Annotated in this window: 23 protein-coding genes; 9 read left to right on the top strand and 14 right to left on the bottom strand. The window is 53.9% G+C overall.

The features are described from left to right. The first annotated feature begins 11 nt into the window (after positions 1 to 11). The 6 genes from IR195_RS17545 to IR195_RS17520 all read left to right on the top strand — a co-directional run bounded on the left by IR195_RS17545 (position 12) and on the right by IR195_RS17520 (position 6820). The gene (locus tag IR195_RS17545; protein WP_146944296.1) at positions 12 to 2864 is read left to right on the top strand and encodes a molybdopterin-dependent oxidoreductase; all 2853 of its coding nucleotides are present in this window, start codon (positions 12 to 14) and stop codon (positions 2862 to 2864) included. A 72-nt stretch (positions 2865 to 2936) separates the two neighbouring features. Next, positions 2937 to 3551, top strand: coding sequence for a formate dehydrogenase FDH3 subunit beta (gene fdh3B / locus IR195_RS17540; RefSeq protein WP_146944294.1), 615 nt, complete (start codon positions 2937 to 2939; stop codon positions 3549 to 3551). Positions 3552 to 3562: 11 nt separating this feature from the next. Then, on the top strand, positions 3563 to 4675 hold the full coding sequence (locus IR195_RS17535) for a formate dehydrogenase subunit gamma (protein WP_146944292.1): 1113 nt from the start codon (positions 3563 to 3565) through the stop codon (positions 4673 to 4675). Positions 4676 to 4762: 87 nt separating this feature from the next. Continuing rightward, entirely contained in the window at positions 4763 to 5089 is a 327-nt protein-coding gene (locus IR195_RS17530; protein WP_125751833.1) for a DUF1244 domain-containing protein, read from the top strand. A gap of 11 nt (positions 5090 to 5100) precedes the next feature. Next, positions 5101 to 5622, top strand: coding sequence for a molybdenum cofactor biosynthesis protein B (moaB, locus tag IR195_RS17525; protein WP_125751830.1), 522 nt, complete (start codon positions 5101 to 5103; stop codon positions 5620 to 5622). Next, positions 5615 to 6820, top strand: coding sequence for a molybdopterin molybdotransferase MoeA (locus tag IR195_RS17520; RefSeq protein ID WP_206048177.1), 1206 nt, complete (start codon positions 5615 to 5617; stop codon positions 6818 to 6820). The genes moaB and IR195_RS17520 overlap by 8 nt, the downstream gene beginning before the upstream one ends. Here IR195_RS17520 and IR195_RS17515 read toward each other — a convergent pair. The 13 genes from IR195_RS17515 to dctP form a co-directional block, all read right to left on the bottom strand. Then, on the bottom strand, positions 6803 to 7207 hold the full coding sequence (locus tag IR195_RS17515; RefSeq protein WP_206048176.1) for a hypothetical protein: 405 nt from the start codon (positions 7205 to 7207) through the stop codon (positions 6803 to 6805). The genes IR195_RS17520 and IR195_RS17515 overlap by 18 nt on opposite strands. Positions 7208 to 7211: 4 nt before the next feature. Continuing rightward, positions 7212 to 7799: a chemotaxis protein CheW gene (locus IR195_RS17510; RefSeq protein WP_125751821.1), complete on the bottom strand. Its 588-nt coding sequence runs from the start codon at positions 7797 to 7799 to the stop codon at positions 7212 to 7214. Beyond that, positions 7796 to 9541, bottom strand: coding sequence for a diguanylate cyclase (locus IR195_RS17505; RefSeq protein ID WP_125751818.1), 1746 nt, complete (start codon positions 9539 to 9541; stop codon positions 7796 to 7798). Before IR195_RS17505 ends, IR195_RS17510 begins: the two co-directional genes overlap by 4 nt. A 54-nt stretch (positions 9542 to 9595) precedes the next feature. Further along, on the bottom strand, positions 9596 to 9952 hold the full coding sequence (locus IR195_RS17500; RefSeq protein ID WP_125751815.1) for a response regulator: 357 nt from the start codon (positions 9950 to 9952) through the stop codon (positions 9596 to 9598). Between the two features lie 25 nt (positions 9953 to 9977). After that, a complete protein-coding gene (locus tag IR195_RS17495) occupies positions 9978 to 12113 on the bottom strand; it encodes a hybrid sensor histidine kinase/response regulator (RefSeq protein ID WP_146944282.1) in 2136 nt (711 codons plus the stop codon). Then, on the bottom strand, positions 12113 to 13513 hold the full coding sequence (locus IR195_RS17490) for a CheR family methyltransferase (RefSeq protein WP_206048175.1): 1401 nt from the start codon (positions 13511 to 13513) through the stop codon (positions 12113 to 12115). Before IR195_RS17490 ends, IR195_RS17495 begins: the two co-directional genes overlap by 1 nt. After that, the gene (cheB, locus tag IR195_RS17485) at positions 13510 to 14577 is read right to left on the bottom strand and encodes a chemotaxis-specific protein-glutamate methyltransferase CheB (RefSeq protein WP_206048174.1); all 1068 of its coding nucleotides are present in this window, start codon (positions 14575 to 14577) and stop codon (positions 13510 to 13512) included. The genes IR195_RS17490 and cheB overlap by 4 nt, the downstream gene beginning before the upstream one ends. 10 nt (positions 14578 to 14587) lie before the next feature. Further along, entirely contained in the window at positions 14588 to 16615 is a 2028-nt protein-coding gene (locus tag IR195_RS17480; protein ID WP_206048173.1) for a methyl-accepting chemotaxis protein, read from the bottom strand. Positions 16616 to 17073: 458 nt separating this feature from the next. After that, positions 17074 to 18612: a malonate--CoA ligase gene (locus IR195_RS17475; protein WP_206048172.1), complete on the bottom strand. Its 1539-nt coding sequence runs from the start codon at positions 18610 to 18612 to the stop codon at positions 17074 to 17076. Continuing rightward, entirely contained in the window at positions 18609 to 19976 is a 1368-nt protein-coding gene (locus IR195_RS17470) for a malonyl-CoA decarboxylase (protein ID WP_206048171.1), read from the bottom strand. Before IR195_RS17470 ends, IR195_RS17475 begins: the two co-directional genes overlap by 4 nt. 11 nt (positions 19977 to 19987) lie before the next feature. After that, positions 19988 to 21334, bottom strand: a complete 1347-nt coding sequence (locus tag IR195_RS17465) for a TRAP transporter large permease (RefSeq protein WP_206048170.1) — start codon at positions 21332 to 21334, stop codon at positions 19988 to 19990. 2 nt (positions 21335 to 21336) lie between these two features. Further along, a complete protein-coding gene (locus IR195_RS17460) occupies positions 21337 to 21858 on the bottom strand; it encodes a TRAP transporter small permease subunit (RefSeq protein WP_206048169.1) in 522 nt (173 codons plus the stop codon). 100 nt (positions 21859 to 21958) lie between these two features. Continuing rightward, the gene (gene dctP, locus IR195_RS17455) at positions 21959 to 22954 is read right to left on the bottom strand and encodes a TRAP transporter substrate-binding protein DctP (protein WP_206048168.1); all 996 of its coding nucleotides are present in this window, start codon (positions 22952 to 22954) and stop codon (positions 21959 to 21961) included. Between the two features lie 156 nt (positions 22955 to 23110). On the opposite strand from dctP, the gene IR195_RS17450 reads away from it, so the two are divergent. The 3 genes from IR195_RS17450 to IR195_RS17440 all read left to right on the top strand — a co-directional run bounded on the left by IR195_RS17450 (position 23111) and on the right by IR195_RS17440 (position 26076). Next, positions 23111 to 23800, top strand: a complete 690-nt coding sequence (locus IR195_RS17450) for a GntR family transcriptional regulator (protein WP_206048167.1) — start codon at positions 23111 to 23113, stop codon at positions 23798 to 23800. Between the two features lie 117 nt (positions 23801 to 23917). Beyond that, positions 23918 to 24922, top strand: coding sequence for a GlxA family transcriptional regulator (locus IR195_RS17445; RefSeq protein ID WP_206048166.1), 1005 nt, complete (start codon positions 23918 to 23920; stop codon positions 24920 to 24922). Then, on the top strand, positions 24913 to 26076 hold the full coding sequence (locus IR195_RS17440) for an MFS transporter (RefSeq protein ID WP_146944274.1): 1164 nt from the start codon (positions 24913 to 24915) through the stop codon (positions 26074 to 26076). Before IR195_RS17445 ends, IR195_RS17440 begins: the two co-directional genes overlap by 10 nt. Here the strand turns inward: IR195_RS17440 and IR195_RS17435 are convergent. Then, on the bottom strand, positions 26073 to 26519 hold the full coding sequence (locus IR195_RS17435) for a phosphatase domain-containing protein (RefSeq protein ID WP_089040680.1): 447 nt from the start codon (positions 26517 to 26519) through the stop codon (positions 26073 to 26075). The two genes, IR195_RS17440 and IR195_RS17435, sit on opposite strands and share 4 nt — an antisense overlap. Positions 26520 to 26524 lie beyond the last annotated feature (5 nt).

Below are 26524 nucleotides of genomic sequence, written 5' to 3'. Positions count from 1 at the left end.
GGAGAACTGCCATGCGTCTAACTCGCAAAACCAATACTGCCAACGCTTCAGGGCTTGGAATCTCCCGTCGTCAATTTTTAAAGCGTAGTGGCGTCGCCACCGGTGGCGTAGCAGCTGCGGGCTTTATGGGCGCGCCGATGATGCAGCGCGCCGAGTCGGCGAATAAAACCCCTGTACTAGACTCACCCGTTGAGACCAAACGCACCATTTGTTCCCACTGTTCGGTGGGCTGTGGTGTCTATGCAGAAGTTCAAGAAGGCATTTGGACAAAACAAGAACCCGCGTTTGACCACCCGATTAACCGTGGTGCTCACTGTGCCAAAGGGGCCTCGCTACGCCAGCACGGTCACTCTACCCGTCGCCTAAAATACCCCATGAAGCTAGTGGCGGGTGAATGGCAGCGGCTGAGCTGGGACGATGCGGTTAATGAAATAGGCGATAAGCTGCTTGAACTGCGTGACGCCTATGGCCCAGACAGTGTTTACTGGCTTGGCTCGGCCAAGTTTAATAACGAGCAGGCGTACTTGATGCGCAAGCTGGCCTCCATGTGGGGCACCAACAACACAGATCACCAAGCACGAATTTGTCACTCCACCACCGTGGCAGGTGTTGCCAACACCTGGGGTTACGGTGCGATGACCAACTCGCTCAATGATATGCAGAACAGCAAGGCGATTCTGTTCATCGGCTCCAACCCGAGTGAAGCTCACCCGGTCGCAATGCAGCATATTCTCATCGCTAAAGAGCGTAATAACTGCGACATCATCGTCGCCGATCCGCGCTTTACGCGTACCGCAGCAAAAGCCAATAAGTACGTACGCCTGCGCCCTGGCTCGGACGTTGCTTATATCTGGGGGCTGTTGTGGCACATCTTTGAGAATGGCTGGGAAGACAGCGAATATATCAGCCAGCGTGTTTACGGTATGGATGAAGTGCGTGCCGAGGTGGCTCAGTTCACGCCAAGTGTCGTGGAAGACATTACAGGCGTACCGGAAGCGGACATGTTTGATGTGGCTAAACGGCTTGCTGACAATCGCCCGGGCTGCGTGGTCTGGTGTATGGGCGGTACCCAGCACACTACCGGTAATAACAACACTCGCGCGTACTGCATTCTAGAGCTGGCGCTGGGCAATATTGGTAAGTCCGGCGGTGGTGCCAACATTTTGCGGGGCCATGATAACGTGCAGGGGGCTACCGACCTCGGCCTTGGCTGTGACTCGTTACCCGGTTATTACGGGTTAGCTGAAGGCGCATGGCAGCACTGGTCCCAGGTGTGGGATGTCGACTATGAGTGGCTAAAAGGCCGCTTTGACGATACCGAGTATGCTGATGGAAAACCAATGTACTCCAGCGGTATTACCGTATCCCGCTGGGTAGATGGTGTACTGGAAGAGGATGAAAATATCTCCCAGCGCACCGCGCTAAAAGCGATGTTCTACTGGGGGCACGCGGTCAACTCGCAAACTCGCGGCGTGGAAATGCAAAAAGCCATGCAGAAGCTTGAGATGATGGTCATTGTTGACCCCTATCCCACGGTTGCCTCGGTAATGCACGACCGCGCTGATGGTGTTTATCTGCTGCCTGCGGCGACCCAGTTTGAAACTACTGGTAGCGTGACGGCCACCAACCGCTCTATTCAGTGGCGCGACAAAGTCATTGAGCCGCTATTTGAAGCAAAGCCTGATCACGAAATAATGTACCTATTTGCCAACAAGCTTGGCTTTGGTAACGAGTTCGTGAAGAACTTTGAGATGAACGGCAACGAGCCTCTGATTGAAGACGTGCTACGTGAAATCAATCGTGGCATGTGGACTGTTGGCTACACAGGTCAAAGCCCTGAGCGTCTCAAAGAGCACCAGAAAAACTGGCATACCTTCAGCTTTCAGAACTTACGCGCCCAAGGTGGCCCTGCCGACGGTGATTACTATGGGCTGCCGTGGCCGTGCTGGGGCACACCAGAGTTTAACCACCCTGGCTCACCCAACCTCTATGACACCAGCGTACCGGTAATGGAAGGCGGTATGGGTTTCCGGGCCCGTTTTGGTATTGAACGCGACGGCGTTAATTTGCTGGCGGAGGGCTCTGCGCCAGTAGATGGCGAGATTGATGACGGCTACCCCGAGTTTACCGACCAACTGCTCAAAGATCTCGGTTGGTGGGATGACCTGACTGACATTGAGAAAACCGCCGCTGAAGGTAAAAACTGGAAAACCGACCTCTCAGGCGGTATCCAGCGGGTGGCGATAGGTCGTGGTTGCGCGCCTTATGGCAACGCAAAAGCACGTGCCGTGGTATGGACCTTCCCAGATGCAGTGCCTAAACACCGCGAGCCGCTATATACCACTCGTCGCGACTTGGTCGGACGCTATCCCACCTGGGACGATTTTGACTCAATTATGCGTCTGCCCACGATGTACAAAACCATCCAGGATCGTGATAACAGCGCTGATTATCCGATTATTCTCACGTCGGGTCGATTGGTTGAATACGAGGGAGGCGGTGAAGAAACACGCTCTATGTCGTGGCTGGCCGAGCTACAGCAAGAGATGTTTGTCGAGATGAACCCCGCGGATGCTAATGATATTGGCGTACGTGATGGCGACGACGTATGGGTTGAGGGTGCAGAAGGTGGTCGAGTGAAGGTGAAAGCCTTGGTCACGCCCCGGGTTGATCGCAACGTTGCCTTTATGCCGTTCCACTTTGGCGGCATGTTCCAAGGCGAGAGCTTACGGGATCGTTATCCGGATGGGTCTGACCCGTACGTCATTGGTGAGGCGGCTAATACCGCCACCACCTATGGCTATGACCCGGTGACACTGATGCAGGAAACTAAGTGCACCATCTGCCGAATTGAGCGGGCTTAAGCCAATAACGTCTCGACCGACCTGACAGAACCCAGCGGGGGGAAATGCCCGCGCTGGTGAGAGGAGAATACCATGGCTCAAATGAAATTTATGTGTGACGCCGAGCGCTGTATCGAGTGCAACGGCTGTGTCACCGCCTGTAAAAATGCCAATGATGTGGAGTGGGGGATTCAGCGTCGCCGAGTGGTCACACTTAACGACGGCGAAGCGAATGAGATGTCGATTTCAGTGGCGTGTATGCACTGTGACGACGCGCCATGCATGGCGGTATGTCCGACTGACTGCTTCTATAAAACTGACGATGGCATCGTGCTGCACGATAAAGACCTGTGCATTGGTTGTGGCTACTGCCTGTATGCGTGCCCCTTTGGCGCACCGCAGTTCCCACAACAAAATGCATTTGGCGAGCGCGGAAAAATGGACAAATGCACATTCTGTGCAGGCGGCCCCGCCGAGAGCAAAGAGGAGGAGTACGAGAAGTACGGCTCCAATCGCATCGCCGAAGGCAAGCTACCGCTATGTGCGGAAATGTGCTCTACCAAAGCCCTGCTGGCTGGTGATGCGCAAGATGTTGCCGATATTTTTCGTCAGCGTGTCGTTCATCGTGGCCATAAAGATGGTGCTTGGTCGAATAACCCCCAGGCCAGCACTGACAACCTTGCCTACGATGCTGCCCGTAAAGGGTGAGGAGGCGTGTCATGACAACGATGACCACGACCACAATAACACCAGAGGCGCCTGCGCTAGCACTCTGGGGAAGGGCGTTTTTCCAGCGCTGTTGGCGTATCGGCATACTATTACTGCTGCTGGCTGCCAGCCTTGGCATGTCCCAGCTAGCGGTTGCCCAGGCTGACACTGACCGCGAGATGGTGACCGCGGCTCCTGGTATTAGTGCCGATCAGTGGCGTCAGGTGCGCAGTGGCGAAACAGGGCCTAACTACCGCGACTCGCGCTTTGACAGCACCTATAGTCTGATCAATTCGAGTGGCGAAACCTGGCGACAGATCCGAAACCGTTGGGTCTCGCCGTTTGGTTTGATTGCGATTGGTGGGATGATCGTGTTGATTGCGCTGTTCTACTTTATGGTTGGGCGCAAACATCTCGATGAGCCGCGCACAGGGCGTAAGCTTTTGCGCTGGTCGTTGCTAATGCGTTCGCTGCACTGGACTGTTGCCACCCTGTTTATCACCTTGGCATTAACAGGGTTGAACCTACTGTTTGGTAAGTTTGTGTTCCGCACGCTGTTTGGCGACGCCGTCTGGGCATGGATGATCTCAGCTTCCAAAGTGCTGCATAACTATCTTGGCCCGATATTCGGTGTGCTACTCGTTGTGCTGTTAATCAGCTTGCTGAAAGACAATATTCCTAAGAAGCATGATTGGGTATGGTTTAAAAAGGCCGGTGGATTAACAGGCAAGCACCATCCTGACGCGGGTTTTGCCAACGGTGGCGAAAAAGCGTGGTACTGGCTATTAGCCACTGCGGGCTTGGTGGTGATCGCGAGTGGTTTTGTGCTCGACTTCCCTAACTATGGTCAAGGTCGCGATACCATGCAGTGGGCCAACATCATCCATGCGGTGGGTGCGCTTGGGTTGACGGCTGTCGCGCTAGGCCATATCTATATTGGGACCATCGGTACGGAAGGCTCATTGGAAGGTATGACTACTGGCTATGTCGATGAAACCTGGGCCAAAGAGCACCACAATTTGTGGTACGAAGAGGTCAAAGATACCGCCATGAGCGAAGAAGAAATCGCGGCACACAAAACGGGTAGCAGCAGTAGCGATATTTCTGTTACCAAACCTGGCTAGCTGGGTTGCTTAATTGCCACTCGACACCGCCTTTGGGCGGTGTCTTTTGTTATGCTGCTCTAAAGCTACTTGATAAGAGGATCACCAATGTCAGCGTTTAATGAATTTGACCAAACGACGCGTACAGAGCTAGAAGCTGCCGCGTTTCGTCGTTTGTTACAGCATTTAGACGACAATAAGGATGTTCAAAACATCGACTTGATGATTCTGGCAGATTTTTGCCGCAACTGTTTATCGAAATGGTTGGTGTCTGCCGCTGAATCGCGCAATGAAGCTCTCAGCTACGAAGAAGCTCGAGAGTACGTATATGGCATGCCCTATAGTGAATGGAAGGAGCTTTATCAGCCGCCTGCGACTGCCGAACAGAAGGCTGCCTGGGAAGCGCACCATGCTAAAAAGCAAGCAGCCAAATAGAGATAACGCTAATGAGTGAGCCAATGGTACCTCTTAAAGTCGCCGTGCTGACGGTCTCTGATACACGAACGGATGAGACTGATCGCTCCGGCCAAGCGCTGGTGCAGCGTCTGACCGACGCTGGGCACAGCCTGGCGGAGAAGCGCATCGTGCCGGATGACGTCTACCAAATTCGTGCGATAGTCGCTCAGTGGATTGCCGATGCAAATGTACAGGTGGTGATTACCACGGGTGGTACAGGTTTTACTGGCCGAGACTCTACACCTGAAGCTATTTCGGTACTGCTGGATAAGCGTATTGAAGGCTTTGGCGAGCGTTTTCGCCAACTGAGCGGGGAAGAGATCGGTAGCTCTACTATTCAGAGCCGTTGTCTCGGCGGTCTAGCCAACGCTACGGTCGTGTTCTGTTTACCTGGTTCAACCGGCGCCTGCCGTACCGGATGGGACGGCATTCTGGCCGAGCAGTTGGATAGCCGTCATAAGCCTTGTAATTTCGCCAACCTGGTTATCCCAGGCCGGGGGCAGCATGGCTGAACTACAGCCAATAAGTGCCGCGCTTAAAGCGCTGCTGGCCGACGTAAGCTTTGTTGACACCGAGAGCGTTCCACTAGACGCTGCTGCTGGGCGCGTGCTGGCCGAATCCGTTACCGCTCAGTTGGACGTCCCGCCGTTTGATAATAGCGCAATGGATGGCTATGCACTGCGTGCCAATGATGCGGGCAAGTGGTTGCCTATCAGCCAGCGTATTGCGGCAGGCAGCCCTGCAGTGCCGCTGGCGGAAGGCAGTTGCGCACGGATTTTTACCGGCGGTGAGATCCCCCCAGGGGCCGACTGCGTGGTCATGCAGGAGCGCGTCGAAGTTGCGGATCATCAAGCTTTGATGCCTACCGACATACCCAGTGGAGACAACATTCGCCTTCAAGGGCGCGATGTGCGCCGAGGTCAACCACTGTTGGCGGCGGGCGAGAGGCTCGAAGCGGCGGCGTTGGGCCACTTGGCAGGCCAGGGCGTTACTGTGGTAAGTGTACGTCGCCGTCCTCGCGTTGCGCTGCTCTCGACGGGTGATGAGATTATTGATCCAGGCACGCCGTTAAAGCCAGGTCAGCTCTATAACTCCAATCGGCCGATGCTGAAGAGACTGTTAGAGACGTTTGGCGCGGAGGTGGTCCAGCTTGTGAGTGTGCCGGACGATTTCGGCCAGACCGTTGCGCTGCTCACAAACGCAGCGGCGGACGCCGATGTGGTGGTCAGTACGGGTGGTGTTAGCGTGGGTGAGGAAGACCATGTTAAAGCTGCGCTTGAGTCGCTGGGCCAGTTGGATATGTGGAAGCTGGCGATTCGCCCAGGGAAGCCGCTGGCGCTGGGCCGCTTGCCACGCGAAGACGGCAGTGAAGCGCGCTTTGTAGGACTGCCGGGTAACCCTGTTTCCGGGTTTGTGGGCGCGTGGTTGTTTTTACGACCGTTGATGGGGGCGTTACTGGGGTGTGCGACGTTGAGCGCCTTACCTACGCTGACGGCCTCCGCTAATTTCACTACTCAGACCGGCCCTCGCCAGCATTATATGCGTGTTGTGCTGCGTTTTAGCGAAGCGGGCATCATCGCCGATGCCTTTGAAGACCAAAACTCTGGCGTGCTGTCATCCTGTATTAGTGCAGATGCGTTAGCGGTGATTGATCCGCACCAGCAGGTAGACAAAGGCACGTTGATTCGCTGTTTATGGTTGCAGCGTTAGCGCTGCGCCATCGAATAACAAACGTACCGTTTGGTTAGCCATCGTCAAGCCTCGTAGGGCGGGGCTGACGTGGCGTGCGGCAATTAAAGAGGGTAATGGAAACAGCTCGGTTATCAGTGTGTTGGCTAAGACAACGTCGCCATTAACGCCTAGCTGCCAAGCGCCGTTGGCATCCTCAAGGGTTAGCCAGTGGGTAGGTGTGATACTCAACTGTGGCGCGTTAAGTAACAGGCACTCGGCATTCGCGCATCGCGGTAGGTGGCTCGATTTCGCTAACCCCGAGACGTGGCGCGCTTCGATGGCGGCGAGCGTATGGCCAGCACTAAATAGCACTAACGCAACGTGTGTCGCTGCGTCTAAGGAGTGGTCTGGCGCGCTAATGGCCATAGGCTTACCCTAAACCTTGTTGATAGGCGTTGAATAAAGCAGCTGGATCCAGCAGGGCAATGGCCGCGCTGCCTCCTTCAGAATCGTTTTTAGTCTCTTCTTTGCCACTTTCTGCTGGCGTTGCATCAGGTTGCCATAGGGCGCTCACATAAGGCATTAGCTGGCTGGCGAGAGTATCCGGTGCCGGTTTCAGGGCACTGACCGGGATGTCGCAAACATCCTCTAAACAGTCGATGCGAACGGCACTGCGAATGCCCGCGGCGGTTACGACTAACAGCATGCCCGTTTGCTCCGCAGGGGGGAGGCCGAGAAGTGCCTGTAGGGTCACTACCGATTCAATGTTGCCGCGCAAGTGAATCACACCTTCTGTGGAAGCAGGCAGCCCAGGCACGAAATAAACTGGCTGATCACCGTTCAGAATTTCATTGACCGCACTGCCTGGTAAAGCGAACCTTTGCCCTGCTAGGCGAAATAACACCAGCTGCTGGCAAGGTTCGTCCACGTCAATAATCGCGTCATCGCTACTCTGACGCGCTAGTGCCTCTTCGAGAGAGAGGGGCTGGTCGTCACGCTGTTGGTGAGGGGTGGTCATTGTTTTTTTACACCGGGTGGCTTCGGTTGTGCTTTCCTGTCTGCATCGTTCTCGTTATTCGTTACCACTTGGTTGCGCCCCTGCTGTTTAGCTAGATAAAGTGCCTGATCGGCGCTAATGAGTAACGCTTCAGTGGAAAGCTGGCTGGGGAAACTGCTAACACCTGCACTGAAGGTGCAGCGAAAGCGCTCTGCACCCGCATGAAAATCTACCTGTTCGAAATCGTGGCGCAGTTCGTCAATAAGTTCGGCTGCGCGCTGTGCGGTAACGCCCTTTAGTAATACGACAAACTCTTCACCGCCATAACGCCCGATGATATCGGATGCACGCAAGCGGGTTTTTAGCAGCCGTGCTAGCGTGATAATGACCTGGTCGCCTGCTAAATGGCCGTAGGTATCATTGACAGTTTTAAAATGGTCAATGTCGAGCATGGCCATAGCATGCTGGCTACTTTCACGATATGCCTGCGTGAGTGTTTTATCGATAAGGTCGGTTGTGGTGCTATGGTTATAAAGCCCTGTCATACTGTCCTGGGTCATCAGCGAGCGCAGTAAGTGTAGACGTTCGGCACGCAGCTTTACCGCAGATACGAGCTCGCCAGGGGTAACCGGCTTGGTAATAAAAGCTTCGACGCCCGCCGTCATCGCCAATAACTGTTTTTGGCTGTCTGTTTCGCTAGATAGATAAATAATGGGCAGGCCAATATGGGCGGATTGCTGGCGGATAATTGTCGCTAGCTCTTCACCTGAACACACCGGCATATACACATCAATTAACAGTAAGTCAGGGCTGAAGCGTTCTATGGCGCTCAGCGCGTCAGCAGGGTGATGCACCTGCTGAACAATCATACCGGCCTCTTCTAGTATCAATGAGTGGTAAGTTGCAGCATCAGGCTCATCATCGACTACCAACACACGCAGCGGTTCTTCATCTAAGGGGCTAGTGAGCTCGTCAATCACTAACATTAAGTCCAGCGGCTTAATGGGCTTGGTAAAGTAGCCATTACAACCAGCTCGAGCAGCGCTCAGTCGTGAATAAAAGTCACCGTGGGACGACAGTACGATGGCGGGTAATTGTTCCCCGATTAATTTATTGAGGCTGGTCAGCGTTTCAGTACCCGCAGTGTTACCTTGCGGAAACTGTACATCCATGATGATCGCGTCGGGGCGGCGGGTAATAACCGCATTAAAAAATGACGCTGTATCTTCAAAATGAACCACTTCATGGCCAAAGCAGCGAAGGTGATGTAGCAACTGGTCGACTTGGTCAGGCTCATCGTCGCATAAATAAATAAGCCGCTGACGTTGGCCGAGTGACTGTGGTGCTACTGATGGGAATTCGACGCTGTTAAGAGATGTCAGAAGGGATTGCTGACCATGCTGTGACTGTAAGTACTTAATCTCTTCATTGAGCTGCTGAAAAAGCTGATGAATTAGGCTGTTTATATCATTAACGGCCTGGTCATCAAGAGCATGGTCAGCGGAAGCAGAGGCTCCTTTGAGGAGCTCTTCACCTTGATCTGCCAACAGAGCAATCCGTTCAAAGCCCAATGAGCGTCCGGTACCTTTTAAGCTATGGAAAAAGCGGTGAAGTTCTGGGGCTAAGCGTGACCCTGCCTCAGTTGAAAGTCGGCTTTGTTGCCACTTTGTTGCGGTTTGCTGTAAACGTGCTGGTAGCTGCTCAATAAAGCGTTGGCGCAGCTGGTTCAGCTTTTGTTGCAATGTCGGGGCAGATGGTGACATCAGACTACCTGTTCATGTGGGCGAACGGTGCGCTGTAATGCAAATGGACAATGTTCAACTGTTGAGCGCTTGAGTCACGGCATTGCCTAACGTGGATTCTAGCTCCGCATCTTTTTGCAGGCAGGCGTTTAAACCAGGCGTCTGGATAAGGGTTGAGTTAGGCGAGTCACCTGTGAGCAAAATAAAAGGTAAGGTAACGTCTTGTTCACGCAACATTTCCAAGAACTCTATCCCATTGATGAGCGGCATATGCATATCGCTAACAATAAGCGCGATATTGTCCAAACTATCTAATAGCTGCGTGGCCTCCATGGCATCATTGGCCATGACCGTTGTATAGCCCTGGAACTCTAGCAGCGTTGCTGTCATTTCACAGGCCAACGGGTCGTCATCTACGACCAATATTTGCATGATTAACCTCCGTCATGGTGAGTACTTAGCCGAGTAGCGCTTTTAGCGTATCCACCAAGTTATTCTGATCAAAGCTGCCTTTGACAATATACGCGTCGGCGCCCACTTCAATGCCGCGACGACGGTCTGCTTCTTTTTCGCGTGATGTGATAATGATAATAGGCTTATAACGATAAATCTCATTTTCTCGCAGACTCGCAGTGAGCGCAAAGCCATCCATGACAGGCATCTCAACGTCGGTGAGCACTGCATCAAACGAGTCAGCCAGGGCTTTGTTCAAACCATCCCGGCCATTTTCTGCCAGGGTGACCTGATATCCCCAAGCTTCTAATACATCTTTTTCAATTTCCCGGGTATTTAGAGAGTCATCGACGACCAGTATACGATGTGTCTGTGGCGGTTGATCCGTTTTAGCGAGAGCTTTGGGAGCATAACGGCGCGAGTGTTCCAGCAGTGTCGGCACGTGTAATAGGCTAACCAGCGTATTGCGCCCTAGCGTAACCATGCCAGAAACCAGTGGTAGGTGGCGCAAGTGTGTGGGTAGCGGCTTGATTACCATATCGCGTTCATCCACCAAGGCATCAATAATTAGCGCAAGTTTTTGATGACGTTGATGTACGACAAGTAACAGTAAGTTGTCAGCATCAGTGGGTGTATAGGGAAGTTCCAATAGCTCCGCAAGTGAAACGACCGGTACGAACTCGTTACGCAGGATCAATGTTTTTTGCCCAGCAGCATCAATAAAATCCGTTGATGCATGCTCTACAAGCTCTGACACATAAGGTGCTGTTACACCTAGCGTGATAGCACCCACATTGATCAGCAGAACCCGCATCATGGCTAGCGATAAAGGTAGGCGCAGGGTAAAACAGGTGCCTTTGCCTGGGTGACTGGTTAACTGTAAATCACCGTTGAGTTCGTCAATCACCGTTCGCTTGACGACATCCATCCCCACGCCACGACCAGAAAAGTCGGTAATCAAGGGTTTGGTTGAGAACCCAGGTAAGAAAATAAGTTCTAAGGTTTCCTGCTCGGTTAGGGTGAGCAGCAGCTCTTCACTGAGTAATTGCTTGGCGAGCGCCTTATGCCGTACGGCCTCAAGGGAAATACCTGCGCCGTCATCACGCATTTCAATCACTACCCAGCTACCGTCTTGCCATGCCTCAAGTGATAGCTGCCCCCGTGACGGTTTGCCTGTTGCCTGCCGTTCAGCGGGTGTTTCCAGGCCATGGTCTAACGCATTCCGCAGTAGATGAATGAGCGGGTCTGATAGGCGATCTATCATCTGCCGGTCAAGTTCAATCTCACTGCCGTGAACACGGCAATTAACTTGTTTGCCTAGCGAATGGGCAAGGTCTCTGGCCATTTGGGATAAGGGGTCAAACACCACGCTCAGCGGTAGCATACGCATTTGCAGAGCCCGGTCATGAAGGTCGCTCATTAGACCGTCGTGGGAAAGCACACTGTCCTTCAGCTCGCGACTAAAAGCGTTAAAGGAGGCCTGCTGTTCTTTGGGTAACGAGGCGCCAAGGCTGTGTGCCTGCTCTACGAGTGAGTGCAGATGATGGTGGCCTGATAATACTTCTCCCATCAGACGAATAACGTCATCTAGGCGGTCAAGACGCACGCGTACCGTATCTGTTAAGCGCAGTTCTTGAGTCGGAGGTGCAGAACTTTTCATTGTCGATGGCGCAGCGCTGAGGGCTGCGCTCTCGGCTTTGTCGTCCTCGGACACGCTTGTTTTAGGCGAGGGCTCCGTGGGCTGCCTTCCCGCCGCAGCGTTTTCCAGGGCCTGGCAAAGCTGACCGTCGGCGTCCGTGAGCTCTGCTGGAGACGTACCTTGGGCAAGCTGGCTAACTAGGTCAGACAGCGCGTCCGTGGCTTGATTAAGCAGGCAGGTGACATCAGGTGTAGCGGTTTGTGTTCCATCGCGTAGTGCGCTGAGCAGCTCCTCTGTACTGTGAGCGATCGCCGTTATGGGCGTCAGCTTTAGCATGCGCGATGAGCCTTTAAGCGAATGTGCTGCACGAAACAGCTCATTGATACGCTCTTGATGGGAGTCGCCTTGCTCTAGGGCCTCAATGCCCTCCCTTAACCGGGGTAAGTGGTCTGATGCTTCTTCAATAAAGCGCTGAATAAAGCGTTTAATATCCAGTGCCATTACCCTACTCCCTGTGTCGTTGCTTGTGCGCCAAGGTAGCAAGTTGCCAAGAAGTAGGCATCCCCCGGAGGAATAGGCGGCGTAATGACACTCAATCCACCATCCGCCTGTTTTGACGCATCCAGTAGGCGAATAACCGCCGCATAGCCGCGATTACGTTGTCCAGGAGCATCGTTAAGCTCTCCTAGTCGAAAAAGCTCGGCTTGAAAAAAGTGAGCTGGCCAGCATTCCGGAGCAACGTAAATGGCGCGCTTAAAGTAGTCGTAAGCATCGGTAAAGTTTTGCTGCCAACGAGCGACTAAACCCGCCAGCAGTAACGCATCCACACTCCAAGGCTGCTGTGCTAAAAGGTCAGAAAGTAGCGCGGCTGCTTCTGAAAATGCGTTCTGGTTGAGTAAATGATGAGCTTGCTGCAAAGCCGCGTTAAACGATGTCAGCGGCTGCTTGTGCTCAGGTGCATTTTCTGCCGGTTGTGAAGGTGTCTTTGGTAACACCGGTGGGGTTTCTGACAACATCGCTGGGACTTCTGGCAACACTGGCGGGGCTTCTGGCAACCGCTCGTCGTTATAGTGTGATTCATCATTGGCAGGTAAAGCGCGGGGCAGCGTGCTCTCTTGAAAAAAGAACACCCCTTGAGCCTGATGCAGTTCCAAAATGCCCAGGTCGTTGCCTAATGTTTCAGTGACACCACACATCAACACTCCATGTGGTTTCAGTAGCTGCTTCAGGTGGCGTTGTATATCGCGCCGGGTCGATTCGTCAAAATAGATCGATACGTTACGAAATAGGATGACGTCGAAGGGGCCAAGCTGGTCAGCGTCTGGCTGTAATACATTGAATGAGCAAAAGGTGACCCAGTGGCGAAGCGCATCATCTATTTTGAAGCGTCGACCCTCTGGGCGAAAATAGCGGTGTTTAAGCGCAGGTTTCAGTGTCCGAAATGACATGCCGCTGTAAATGCCTTTTTGGGCTTTACTAAGAACCTGCTGATCAACATCTCCTCCCGTAATATGAAAGAGTTGCTTGGCGCGCTCTCCGTAGCGCTCAAACAGCGCAATAGCGACACTGTAAGGCTCTTCACCTGAAGAACATCCTGCACTGAAAATAGCCAATGGCTTACCTTCTTCAGCCAATCGGCGAGGAAGATAGGTATCGGCTAACCAGTGGAGTGCTTCAGGCTCCCGGTAGAAGTAGGTTTCGTTTACCGTTAACTGACTAATAAAGCGATCAAACATCGCTTCGTTTTGCTCTAGGTGCACAATGAGCTTTGAGGTATCGCTAATGTCGGTGTCGGCCTGAAGTGCCTCCACGGCTTTGACGAGCCGGGCTTCAGCGAGGCCATCCAAGTGCAAACCGCAGCGGCGATGCACCAGATCTTTGAATGGCGTCAGCGAGCTCATAGTGATTTCGTCCAGGTAGACAGCCGTTGCTCACGAGTCTCGCGAATGAGTCTGCCAGGAAGCTCATCAAGGGAAACAACATGCTGGATAACGCCGGCACTAACCGCTTCTTGGTTCATGCCATAAATCACCGAGCTGGCTTCGTTTTGGGCAAAGGTGCAGCCGCCCGATAAATGAATAGCGCGCATACCGCTAACGCCATCACGTCCCATACCCGTTAAAATCACCCCGATAGCCTCTGGACCATAAATATTCGCGACGCTCGTTAACAGAACATCGCAGTTGGGGTGGTAAAGCGAATGATCTGGGCTCTGCTGTAGTTGAAGGCGGTGAGATGGCGTGACACGCAAGTTGCGTTCCGATGGCGATAGATAAATACAGCCTGGCTTAAGCGGTTCACCATGCTGAGCAACGCAAACCGGCATTGCGCAGAGCGATGCCAGCCAGTGTGCCATGCCTTCAATAAAGCCATGGCTGATATGCTGGGCAATCACTATTGGTGCAGGAAAGTTGCTCGGCAGCTTGCTAAGTAGGTGGGCGAGTGCCTGCGGCCCACCGGTTGAGCAAGCAATGGCGATAATGCGCTGAAAAGCCTTCGGCCGATGATGGTGGTTAACCGGTGGCACGTTTACCGGCGCAACGGTCATGGTGGATGTTGACCGGCGCCGTAGGCGAGTAATAACGGCCACTCCTGAAAGGAGCCGGACGCGCGCGAGTAGTCGTTGTGCGTCTTCATCATCCAGGGTCGGCTTCTGGATCACTTCTAGCGCGCCAACATCAAGTGCTCGGTAGGCCGTTTCAGCATCAGAACGATCGCTTACCACCAGGATAGGAACCCCTTTGGTATGCATAATTTCTTCAATGGCGCTGAGGCCGTCCATGACCGGCATATTCAGATCCATTGTGATCAACTGCGGCGATAAACGGCGGGCAAGTTCCACTGCTTCGCGCCCGTTACTGGCCTCACCAACAATCTCAATATCGCCATCGCGGGTGAGGATGTCGCGCAGCACGTCACGTGCCAGTTGGCTGTCGTCCGCCATCACTACCCGAATTGCACTCATCGCAGCGTCCTCACGAGGGGCGTTGGTGGTTTGTTTCCTGGTGAGCCAAAGTAAACTCCTGCACCAGTGCATTTAGCTCTGCCGACATGTTGATCATATCTTGGCTGATCTCGGTAATACTGCGTACTGACTGTGCATTACGTGAGCTGGCTGTATCAATATCGCGTAAGGCAATAACCACCTGATTACTAGCAGTTTTCTGCTGTTGGGTTGACAATGATATTTGCTGCGCTGCGCTACTGGTTTGGCTCGCTGCTTTGAGTAGTGCATCCAGGTCTTGAGCGGTATTAATACTGACCTCAACGCCTTTCTCTATCGAAGATGCTCCCTTTTCAGAGGCGACAACTAAACGATTTATCGCATTTTGAATTTCTTCGGTATGGCCCTCTATCTCTTGTGTTGAGTCAGTAACGCTATCTGCCAAGCGACGTATTTCGTTTGCCACAACAGAAAAACGGCGACCTGACTCGCCCGCACTTGATGCCTCTAGGGCGGCATTAAACGCAATCAGTTTAGTTTGTGCAGCGAGAGTATTAATCAGCTCCATGACTTTGCTGATTTGTTTCGACTTAGCACCCAGTGCCATGATTTCTGCCAGGCTCTGTTCGCTGTCGCTGCGAATATCCTGCATTTTTGCCTGCAGCAGTTGCATCGCTGTGCTGCCTTTGCGGCTGCGCTCAAGCGTTTGGTTAGCTACTTCTACCACAGATTGCGAATGATCAGCGATTTGTGTGGATGAGGTTGAAAGCTCCTCCATGGTCGAGGTTATCTCAGCCACTGATGAGGCCATTTCTTCTACGGCGGCGGCCATCGTCTGGTTCGCTTCATGATTGATGTCCCCGCCTTGAATGCCCGACAACCCTGCCGTTTGCGCTAAACGATCAGCCACTTGAGTAAGTGCCAGTGCGTTGTTGGAGACCGCCATAATGGTTCGAGATAAGCGTGCTAGCAGCTCATTAGTCTGATTCGCTAAATCGCCAATTTCAGCCTGATCGTCGGTGTTTACGCGGCGGGATAAATCTAGGTTGTTGGTAATCTCTTTAAGCTGGCGTTGAAGACGAGTGAGAGGGCGAATCAAGCTGCCAGTCAGTGGGTATAACGTAATTAACCCACCTAAAAGGATCAAAAGTCCGAAGCTCGTCGATGCAAAGAATCGCTCTCTGATGGAGCTTAAATACTCCTCTTTAGACACTTCAATCATCAGGTAGCGCTGCAGTTCGGGCAACCAGAGCGTAGAAACTAAAAAAGTGTGATTATCACGTTGGATTTCGTGTACACGAAGTTCGTGTTCGTCTTGCAGCAGGCTGTCTGACTCCTGGCTTTGAAGAGCGGCAAGTGACGTCTCATCACTGCGAATAAGTAGTTCGCCTTCCGCATTGAGTAGCGCGGCGCGGCCGGTTTCGCCTAGCTGAAAGCCTTCAATTAGCTGTGCCAATCGAGAGAGATCGAGCCCTGCTCCAGCAACAATAATAGGGCGGCCATTGGGTGCTTGTTCACGGCTGCGGAAATTTAAAAAGACAAACGCCTCTTCTGTTGAAAAATTATCGCTGTCTAGGTTTAGGTTATAAGCAGCATCGCTGTCGGTAAACTGATAGTACCAGTCATCATCGCCGCCGGGTGCTTGTAGCCTGCGCTCGAGAAACTCTCCATTGCGGTACTGGAAGTAGTAGCCGCGCCCTTGATACTGAGCCGTGATAAATAACAGTTCAGTGTCGAGCTGTTCCATCAAGCGTGACAAATAGCGCATGATATCCGGCTGGTCGGTGTCTGGCATCCCGTCGCGTACCCACCGCTCAATGAAATAGCTGTCGGCTAGGCTTTCTGATAGCGCTAGTGCTGGACTCAACCTAAGCGTTAGGCGGGTAGCAAGGCCCTCTACCTGAGCAGGCAGCTCTACGTTTAGCAGGTTTTCCAAGCGCGCCTGGCTATGCGAACGAGCCTGCAGGTAGAGCGCTAGCAACATGGCCAGTGCCAATACCGTTCCAAATGAGACAAACAGTCGTAACCGTAATGGCAAGGATTTCCAACGCGCTGTCATTATCGCTTCTGCTCCAAGTTAACTGGTGACGCTAGTAGTAGGAAAGTGCTAACACTGATTGCTTAGCGTTAAATAACGTTACAAGAAGCCTATCATATGACGATTTCAGCGGCTTTTATGAAAGCTGTCCAGTTTTCTCATTAACGCTACACCACGCGACAGGCAAATGCTGTGGCAAAAGTGCTGCACTTTGCGATGGAATTAAGCGTGGTAGGGGGAAGCTAAAGTGACATTATTGTGACATGGTGCGCGCAGCTTGATCCGTATGGCCCACTCTTGAGATTTAGCTCATGAGAGTTAGCTCATGAGATTTAGCTTTTTGCTGAGGTAACGGTCGGGGGCAGGTTCTCTGCTCGTTGAGTTGCTTTTTCACCACCCCCGAAAGTTGGATAGAGTGTCCAACTTCCGGGGGGAAGTTCATCGGCGGGGCGCCGTTGTTTGTAAGTAGGTTATAGGGGCTAGGTCGCTCGGTAGGTATCTCCAAAGCGCTTACGCAGCTCATTTTTTTGCACTTTACCCATCGTATTGCGCGGCAGTTCATCAACAAAGAAAACCCGCTTGGGCTGCTTATACTTGGCAAGCCGTCCATCTAAATGGGTGATTACCTGCTCCTCTTCAAGCTGGTTTTTTCCAAGATCAGCACCTTGCTGGCGAACGACCACTGCGGTAACGCCCTCGCCAAAGTCAGGATGTGGTAGACCGATCACTGCGGATTCGGCGACTTGCTCAAGCTCATCGATCACCTGCTCCACCTCTTTGGGGTAGACGTTGTAGCCGCCGGAAATCACCAGATCCTTGTCGCGCCCCACAATATGCACATAGCCCTGTTCGTCGACCATGGCGAGATCGCCGGTAATGAAAAAGCCATCGTCTAATAGCTCTTCACGCGTCTTTTCGGGCATTCGCCAGTAGCCGATAAACACATTCGGGCCGCGAATCTGCAGCATGCCAATCTCGCCCAAAGGCACCTCATCGCCGCTTTCACGATTGGTAATGCGCATCTCCACACCGGGTAGCGGCATGCCCACGGTGCCTGCTCGGCGGGCGCCTTCATAGGGGTTGGAGAGATTCATATTGGTTTCGGTCATGCCGTAGCGTTCAAGAATCGCATGGCCTGTTTTGGCTTCAAATGCTTCGTGGGTCTCGGCGGTGAGTGGCGCAGAGCCGGAAACGAACAGCCGCATATGGGCAGTCGCTTCTGGGGTTAGTCGTTCGTCCTGAACCAGCCGGGTATAGAAGGTGGGAACGCCCATCATCACACTGCCATGGGGCAGCTCATCAAAAATCACATCCGCATCGAACTTGGGCAGGAATAGCATGCTGGCGCCCGCTATCAAGGTGACGTTGCAAGCGACGAATAAGCCGTGGGTGTGGAAGATTGGCAGCGCATGAATCAGCCGATCATCAGCGCTGAAGTGCCATGCTTTGGCCAGGGTCTCGGCGTTAGAGGCGAGGTTTGTGTGCGTTAGCATGGCGCCTTTGGAGCGCCCGGTGGTGCCCGATGTATAGAGAATAGCAGCTAAGTCACGCTGACCAATCGTCACGATGTCTTGCCTTGGCGTTGCCGTTTGGGCGGCTTCCATCAGGCTGCCATCGGCAGCGCTGCCTAGGGTTGCCACTGCAGGGCAGCCGGTTTCAGCAGCAAGCGACCGTGCTTGCTCTTCTATCTTGGGGCGACAAACGAACAGCGCTGGCTCGGCGTCATTTAAAAAGTAGCGAATCTCATCGCCGGTATAGCCCGTATTGAGAGGCAAATAGACGCCGCCGATGCGCAGGCAGGCCAAGTAAAGCAATATTGCCTCAGGACTTTTATCTACCTGTACCGCGACGCGGTCACCTTGCTTAACGCCTAACTCGGTGAGTGCACCCGCAAGCTGCGCACTGATGGTTAGCGCATCTGCGTAGCGATAGCGGCGGCCGTCGCGGGTGGTAATAAAATCGGCCTCTGCGCGTTCGCGCATTTTGGCAGCAAAGGTTTCAAATAGGTTGTAGCTCATTTGGTGGTCTCTCCCTTGGCCAGCTTGCGGGCGCGTTTGGCGAGATCACGCACCTCATTTGAGCAAGCAACGGTCGCCTTGGCGGTATAGTTTTCGTGATTGCGCTCGATATCGTTCAGCACATACAGATAGTTAACCATCAGTCCTGCGGCTTGTTTAAAGCCCTTCTCGGAGGTATCGCCCAACCAGTTAATGCGGTGCAGTTCGGCGCCATTGCCGAGATGAAAGCGTGCCACCGGATTGAGCGGCAAGCCGTGGCGGTTTTTCTCTTCGACCAGATAACGGGCGGCCAGTGGGCGAATCGCGGCTTTCAACTGCTCTTCAAGCGCTTGGTCATGATGCCATCCTGGGGTTTCAAGCCCTTTGAGTGATTGACGCAGCGACGAGGGAAGTTGCTCATCGTCCCGCTGCTCCTGAAGCCACTGAGCGAAGCCAGGTACCGGCGAGAGGGTGACGAAGTACTTAAGCTGCGGCAGTTCCTGGGAGAGCTCTTGCACCACTTGTTTGATCAAAAAATTACCGAAGGAGATCCCACGCAGCCCGTTCTGACAGTTGCTAATGCCAAAGAACGCCGCCGTGTCGGCATCCTCCGGCTCGTCGATACCTTTTTTGCTATAGCTGCTTTCGCCAGAAAGGATGGGCTGAATACGGCTTGGCAGGCCCTTGTGGAGGGCTACTTCCACAAAGATCAACGGCTCATCGCCAATGGCGGGGTGGAAGAAGGCGAAACAGCGGCGATCACGGGCATCTAGGCGCCGGCGCAGGTCGTCCCAATCCTGAATCTCGTGTACCGCTTCGTAGCGGATGATCTTCTCTAGAATTGAGGCGGGGGTGTTCCAGTCAATGCGCTTGAGCATCAAAAAGCCACGGTTAAACCAGGAGCCGAACAGGTGAGCAAAATCGTTATTGATAGCTGCTAGTTCCGGCTGTTCGCGTAGTAATCCCAGCAGGTCTTCACGCATTTTAACCAGCTCATAGGTACCGTCGCTGGCGAGATTTAGGCGCCGGAAAAGCTCTTGTCGACGGGGCTCGCAGGCTTCGAACAAACGCTGTAGCGATTGGTTGTCGCGAGCGTCTTGATACGCTATATAGGCCGCGTCAATGGGGCCGGGCTCGGCCGAAAAGTCAGTCGTTAGGCAAGCAAAGAAGCGACTCTTTTCAGCCGTCGAAAGGCGCTGATAAATCGCCAGGGCGCGGCTTGCCAGCGCAATGCTGGAAGCTTCGCCATCGCTTTCCAAGAGCTTATGGCAGGCGCTTACCAACTGCCCATGATCGAGCGTTAAGGTCTCGGGATGGCGGCGCCGCAACAGCGCATCACGCTGGGTGATGTTATTGAACAGCTCCTGCAAAAACAGCATGTTCATGGTCAAACTCCTTAACCCATGATCAAGTTAGGTAGCCAAAGCGCGATGCCTGGGAAGAGACATAGCAGCAAGATACCCAGCACCATACACAGCGCGTAGGGCAAGCTTCCCATCAGAATGTCGCGTAGCGAGATATCCGGCGCGATCCCTTTGATAATGAATAGGTTGAGACCCACTGGTGGCGTAATCAGACCAATCTCCAGGTTGATGGTTAAAATCACCGCAAACCAGTAGGGGTCGAAATCAGCCGCTAGGATGATAGGCAACAGAATCGGCGCGGTCATGACGATCACCGCCACAGGTGGTAGGAAGAAACCTGCGACCAGCAAGAAGAGGTTAATTACCCCCATCAGTGCCCAGCGGTTGATCTCCAGATCGGCAATCGCAGCGGCGACGGTTTGGGTGATAAACATCGAGGAGAGTGCGTAGGCGAACACTTCGGCAGTTGCGATCACCAGCATGATCATCACGCTTTCGCGCAGTGAGTCGCGCATAATCAGCTTGATCGGGCCCAACTGCCACATGCGGTAGATCAGTATAGCCAGCGCCAGACACAGAAATGCGCCCACGCCTGCTGCCTCTGAAGGTGTTGCCACACCGCCATACAAGGCAAATAGGATACCCGCGACCACGCCCAGGAAAGGCAGAACACGCACTAACGCTTTCAGATTGGTATCGATATTCTGCTTAACGTTCTGCTTTAGCCGTTCGACGGACTCCGCCATGGGATTGTTCATGGAATTGTTATAGCCACCGGCCAGCTTGCAGGCGATCATCGTCCAGATCATAAACAGGCCCGCGAGCATAAAGCCTGGCACCACCCCGGCAATGAACAGTCGACCAATCGAAGTTTCGGTGGAGATACCGTAGATAATCATGGTGACCGATGGCGGAATCAGAATGCCCAGGGTGCCACCTGCGGCAATACAGCCTGCTGCCACGCCATCGGGATAGCCGCGCATGCGCATTTCGGGAATGCCCATTTTGCCAATTGCTGCGCAGGTGGCCGGTGATGATCCCGAGAGCGCAGCAAAGATTGAGCAGGCGCCGATATTGGAAACTGCCAAGCCGCCGGGCAGCTTGCCCATCCATAGATCCAGCGAGCGATACAGATCGCGCCCGGTAGGTGAGGAAGCCACCGCGGCACCCATCAGAATAAACATTGGAATGGCGACAAAACCAAATTCGGCGATGCGGTCAAAAAAGGTTTCACCGAAGTAGGTGAGCTCGGAAAGGCCGCGGTCGTAGAGCAGTGCTAGCAGCGATACACCGCCAAGGGCAAAAGCGATAGGGGTGCCAATGGCCATTAGCCCAATCAGTGCGATGGCGACAATAATGCCTAAGGTAATGGGATCCATACTTAACTCTCCCCACGCAGAATTTCAGCCACATACTGCAACGACAGCAGGGTGGCGCCGATGGCCATGGGTAGTAAGGCTGGCCACAGTGGTGGATTCCAAACGGAGCCCGTTGTCCACCCGCCGTGGAGCGCCTCAAAAACATACACCCAGCTGGCATACGCCAGAGCGGCGCAGAAACCTAATCCAAACAGTGACGCGATCAAGCGCATAATGGTGCGGGCTGTACCACCCAGCGCATCGGGCACAATGGTGATCGCGACGTGGCCGCCGGTCATCAGTACATAAGGGCTGCCCATCAGCATCGCCGCCGTTACTGAGAAAATGGTGAATTCGGTCTGCCAACTGGTGCTCATTCCGAGTAAGTAGCGAATAAAAACCATCTGGCAAATCACTAATACGCCAGCGATAAACATGGCGCAGGCTAAATAGGCGGAAAGCCGCGAGAGCTTATCCATGACGCGAATGTAGCCGCCGATGATGCCCCCACGCGACAGGGCATTGTGAGTCGTTGCAGGTGCCATATTTCCCTCGTCAAGCTGGTTATTTCGCCAAGCTAAGCAAGCATCAGTAGAAAACGGCCACCCGAAAGGGTAGCCGAACCATTAGGCGTATAGCGGTTGCTTACTCGACGGCCAGCGCTGCATCGATAATGGCCTGGCCATTGGGAACATTGTTGGCAAAGTTTTTGTAGGAGGTCTCACGGGCGATTTCCAGCCAGGCGTTATAGTCCTCTTCGCTCATGCTGACCACCTCGACGCCATTCTCCTCGTAAAGATCGACCATCTCCTGGTCAATGGCGGCGGCTTCTTCAGCAAAGAAAGCTTCTGCGGCTTCACCGGCTGCCATCAGCGCTCCCTGCTGCTCTTCGTTAAGGCCTTGCCACACCTGCTCTGAGATCAGAATCGGCTCGTACATAAACCACAGGGCGAAGTCTCCCGGCTCGGTTAAACACTCGACCTGCTCATAGAGGCGGAAGGAGATAAACGACATCGACGAAGTATTGGCTGCATCCAACACGCCAGTTTGCATGGCGGTGTAAACCTCAGAAGAGGGCATGGAGGCGATGGAAGCGCCAGCGGCCTCAAGCATCTCTTCAAACGCGGGGCCGGCAGCACGAAGGTTCTGGCCCTCGACAGTATCGGGTGAAGTAATGCATCGCTCGCTAGAGGCAAAACCGCCTGACAGCCACGCATCCGAGAGTACTCGGGCGCCGCCCTCTAGAATTACCGCTTTGATCATCTCCATGTATTCGGAGTCATTCAAACGCTGAGCGTGTGCTTGGTTGCGCACTAAGCCAGGCATCAGTGTGGCAGAGAACTCCGGGTGCCGTCCGCTGGCATAATCCAACGGCAGTGAGGTGATATCCAAACGGCCACGGGCTAAAGCCCCCCACTGTTCGCGTGCTTTAAACAGCGATTGACCCGGATAAACTTCTATCGTCAGGCCAACATCTGCCTCGGCGACATGGCGGGCCATCATTTGCACCATTTCGTCGCGGACATCCCCTTGCCCTCCGGGAAATTGATGCGACGCGCGTAGTACGGTATCGGCGGAGGCATGGGAAGCCGCAATGGCGAGACCAAGGGCGGCAGCAGTTGGGATTAAATAGCGTTGCATGTGGCGTCTCCAACAGTTGTTGTTGTGTGTTTGGATTGGCTTTATATATCTATCATTTGGCATGATATATATATCAATAGGCGCTACGTATGCTAATGTCAACTATATGACAGCATTAAACTAGCTAATATGAGTCGTGATCCAAGGAGGTGAAACATGACGGGCACCAAGCTTTCCAACGCTCAGCGATTAAGAGACTCTCTTGAAGACGACATCATTAATGGACGTCGTTTACCGGGGGAGCGTCTGGATCCCGAAGCCCTAGGGCAAGAGTTTCAGGTCTCACGTACTCCGGTGCGCGAAGCCTTTCAACAGTTGGTTGCTAGCGGCTTGGTCACCGTTTCGCCGAAGAAGGGCACCTTCGTTGCGAAAGTGGGAATTGATCAACTGATCGAGATGTTCGAGGTAATGGCGGAGTTAGAGGGTATGTGCGGCCGCTTGGCGGCACGGCGAATTACCGAAGCCGAACTGGCGGCGTTACGCGAGGCCCATCAGCGCTGCGAAGCAGCAGCGCTGGCTGGTGATAGCGATGAGTATTACTACGAAAACGAAGAGTTTCATGATTGTATTTACACCGCTAGTCATAACGCCTTTTTGGCTAGCGAAGCGCGTCAGCTGAAGCAGCGCTTAAAGCCTTACCGGCGGCTACAACTGCAGGTGCGTCAACGGGTAAATAGCTCTCTCAGCGAGCACCAAACCATCGTCGAGGCTATTGAGCGGGGCGACTCTGTGGCCGCCCAGCAGGCACTGAGCGACCATGTATTGATTCAGGGCGAGCGCTTTAGCGATTTTGTTTCCAGCGTACGCAGGATGGAGTCGCCATTGAAAGTAGAGAAAACGAACTGAGCCTAATAGATCGTTTTTATAACAATGTCCGAATCGGTGGGGTAATGGTCCTTGCCGACATTGGGCGTAGCGCTGACACTCTCTCATGCTTCCATATCCCGTTAGCGGAGAGAGACTGTGACTCGCCACGTTGTGCTATTTGCTTATCCTGACTGCCAACTACTGGATGTCAGTGGCCCTTGGCAGGTATTTGCCAGCGCCAATGCGTTAAGCCCTCAACCGCTCTATCAGTTGACGCTGGTTGCCGATGTCGTTGGCCCAGTAGCCACCAACGGCGGCTTAGCCGTGCATGCGACGCACAGCTACCACCAGCTTAAGCATTTACTGCCCCTGGATACACTATTGGTGGCGGGCGGCAGTGGCGTGATGCAGCAGCGTGACATAGCCGCTGTGAAACAGGTGCTTTGTAATGTCGCCCCTGAGGTGAGACGGTTTGGATCTATCTGCTCTGGGGCATTTTTGCTAGCCGCAGCAGGGCTGCTGGACGGCTGCCACGTCACCACCCACTGGCGCCATGCAGCTCAATTGGCCGAGGAGTATCCCGCGTTAAGCGTTGAGCCTGATGCACTGTATATCGAAAGCAACGGCCGTTACACCAGCGCCGGTGTAACGGCGGGAATTGACTTGGCTCTGTCGCTGGTAGAGGCAGATCACGGTGCTGATCTAGCCGGGAGAGTGGCTCGCGAGTTGGTGGTGTTTTTACAGCGTCCGGGCGGGCAGTCTCAGTTCAGTGAGATACTGCGCCACCAGCAAGAGGCGGGGCCGCTGCGCCGCTTGCTAGATCAACTCCACGCCGATCCCAGTGCCGATCACGGGCTTGAGAGTATGGCCGATCTAATGGCGGTCTCCCCGCGCCATTTAACCCGGCTTTTCAGGCGCTATCTGAATACTACTCCGGGTACCTACCTGACCCAACTACGCCTTGAGCAAGCACGCTTGGCGCTACTCAACGAGCGCGAGCAGTTGCCACTTGAGCGGCTAGCGCAGCGCTGGCGGTTGGGCGGCGCAGAGCAGTTACGCCGCCAGTTTCAGCGCTACTATGGAGTATCCCCCTCGATCTATCGCCAACGCTTTGCTTCTTCCCATACTAATGCCGCGCAGGAGAGTTCCTCATGCCTTTAGCCGTCACTCTATTATCGCTCTGTCAGGCGCTGCTAGTCACTGGCAGTGTCTTGTTGATCGCCGTATCACCGCTGATAGGGGCGTCCTTGGCCCCTAGCGCATCATGGTCGACAGCGCCTGTTGCTACCCAGTGGCTGGGGCTAATGTGTGCCACGATACCTGCCTCGCTAATCATGGCTAGGTTGGGTCGAAAGCGTGGCTTTATGCTAGGCAATATCGTGGGATTGGTAGGCGCACTGGTTGCCGTCCAGGCACTGATGGATGAGCGTTTTGGACTGTTCCTGCTAGCCACTTGGCTGGTTGGCATCGGCATTGGCTTTGGTCAACTGTATCGCTTTGCCGCAGTAGAGGCCGCCCCGGCATTGATGCGAGACCGGGCGATTGGTCTAGTGATGGGAGGCGGTGTGCTGGCGGCGTTTGCAGGGCCGTGGCTGGCCAGAGTGAGCCGTGAGCTGGGCGAGGTGCCGTTTCTGGGCAGTTTCGTGGGTTTAGCGGTGCTCTATGCACTGGCATTAGTGGTATTAATGCTGACACGGTTACCGCCCGCTTCTCGCACCCACTGCGAAGGCAGCGCACTGCCGCTAGGGAAGATACTCCGCCAGCCCGGATTTATTGTCGCGGTGAGCGCTGCAATGGTCGGCTACGGTGTGATGAACCTGGCGATGACTGCCACACCGCTCGCCATGGAGGGAGCCGGGCACCACTTTAACCACGTTTCAATGACTATTCAGTGGCACGTGGTAGCGATGTTCTTACCTTCCTTCTTTACTGGCCATTTAGCCGCCCGTTTCGGTGCCAAACAGGTCATTGTGGCAGGTTGCCTGCTGCTGGTAGCCAGTGCTTTGGTTGCTCAGTGGGGAATCGGTTTAGTTGGTTTCAACGTGGCGCTGATTTTGTTGGGCTTGGGCTGGAACTTTACCTTCCTACCTGCCACCGGGCTGCTCACCGAGAGCTACCGCCCAGTGGATAAAGCACGCACCCAGGCCGCCAACGAGTTTCTAGTGTTTGGCACCGCGGCGGTGACCGCCTTGTTTGCGGGGCCTTTGGTTAGCGGATTGGGCTGGGCAATGCTTAACCTACTGCTAATTCCCATCGCGCTGGTGCCCTTGGTGGTGCTGGTGTGGCAGCACCGAATCAGCTTGGCAAGTGCTTAAAAATCTCCCGGTGCGCACTGCAGGCAGGTAAGTCCGAGTGCGCGCCATTGGGCGACGACCGCGTCACGATCATCCAACACCAGCCAAGGTGCAAAGCCGTCGCTACGCATTTGATTAAGTAGCGCGGCTTTTACCTCTTCATCATCTACATGATCATCGCCTTGCGGGCGTAGGTACATCGCATCAAAGGGAATGGTGTGGCGCTCTAACCAGCGCTGAGTATGCTCCCGGTGGCTATCCGGGCGGCCGCTGCAAATCACGATTTGCTGTCCTTGGGCCTTCAGGATCTTAACCAGCTTGGCCACCGCGTCGATCACCGGCGCTTCAGCCATATGGGCAAAAAAAGGATCCCACTGCTTGGCGGGGCCAAGAACCCACTCGTGTACGTCGGTGGGGTGGAATTCGGCAAGCGTGCCGTCAACATCAACAATCACTGCGGACATTATTA

The sequence above is a fragment of the Vreelandella venusta genome, from assembly GCF_015689495.1.
Lineage (GTDB): Bacteria > Pseudomonadota > Gammaproteobacteria > Pseudomonadales > Halomonadaceae > Vreelandella > Vreelandella venusta.
The sequence above is the reverse complement of the archived record's forward strand: the minus strand, read 5'-3'. Positions and strand labels throughout refer to the sequence as shown.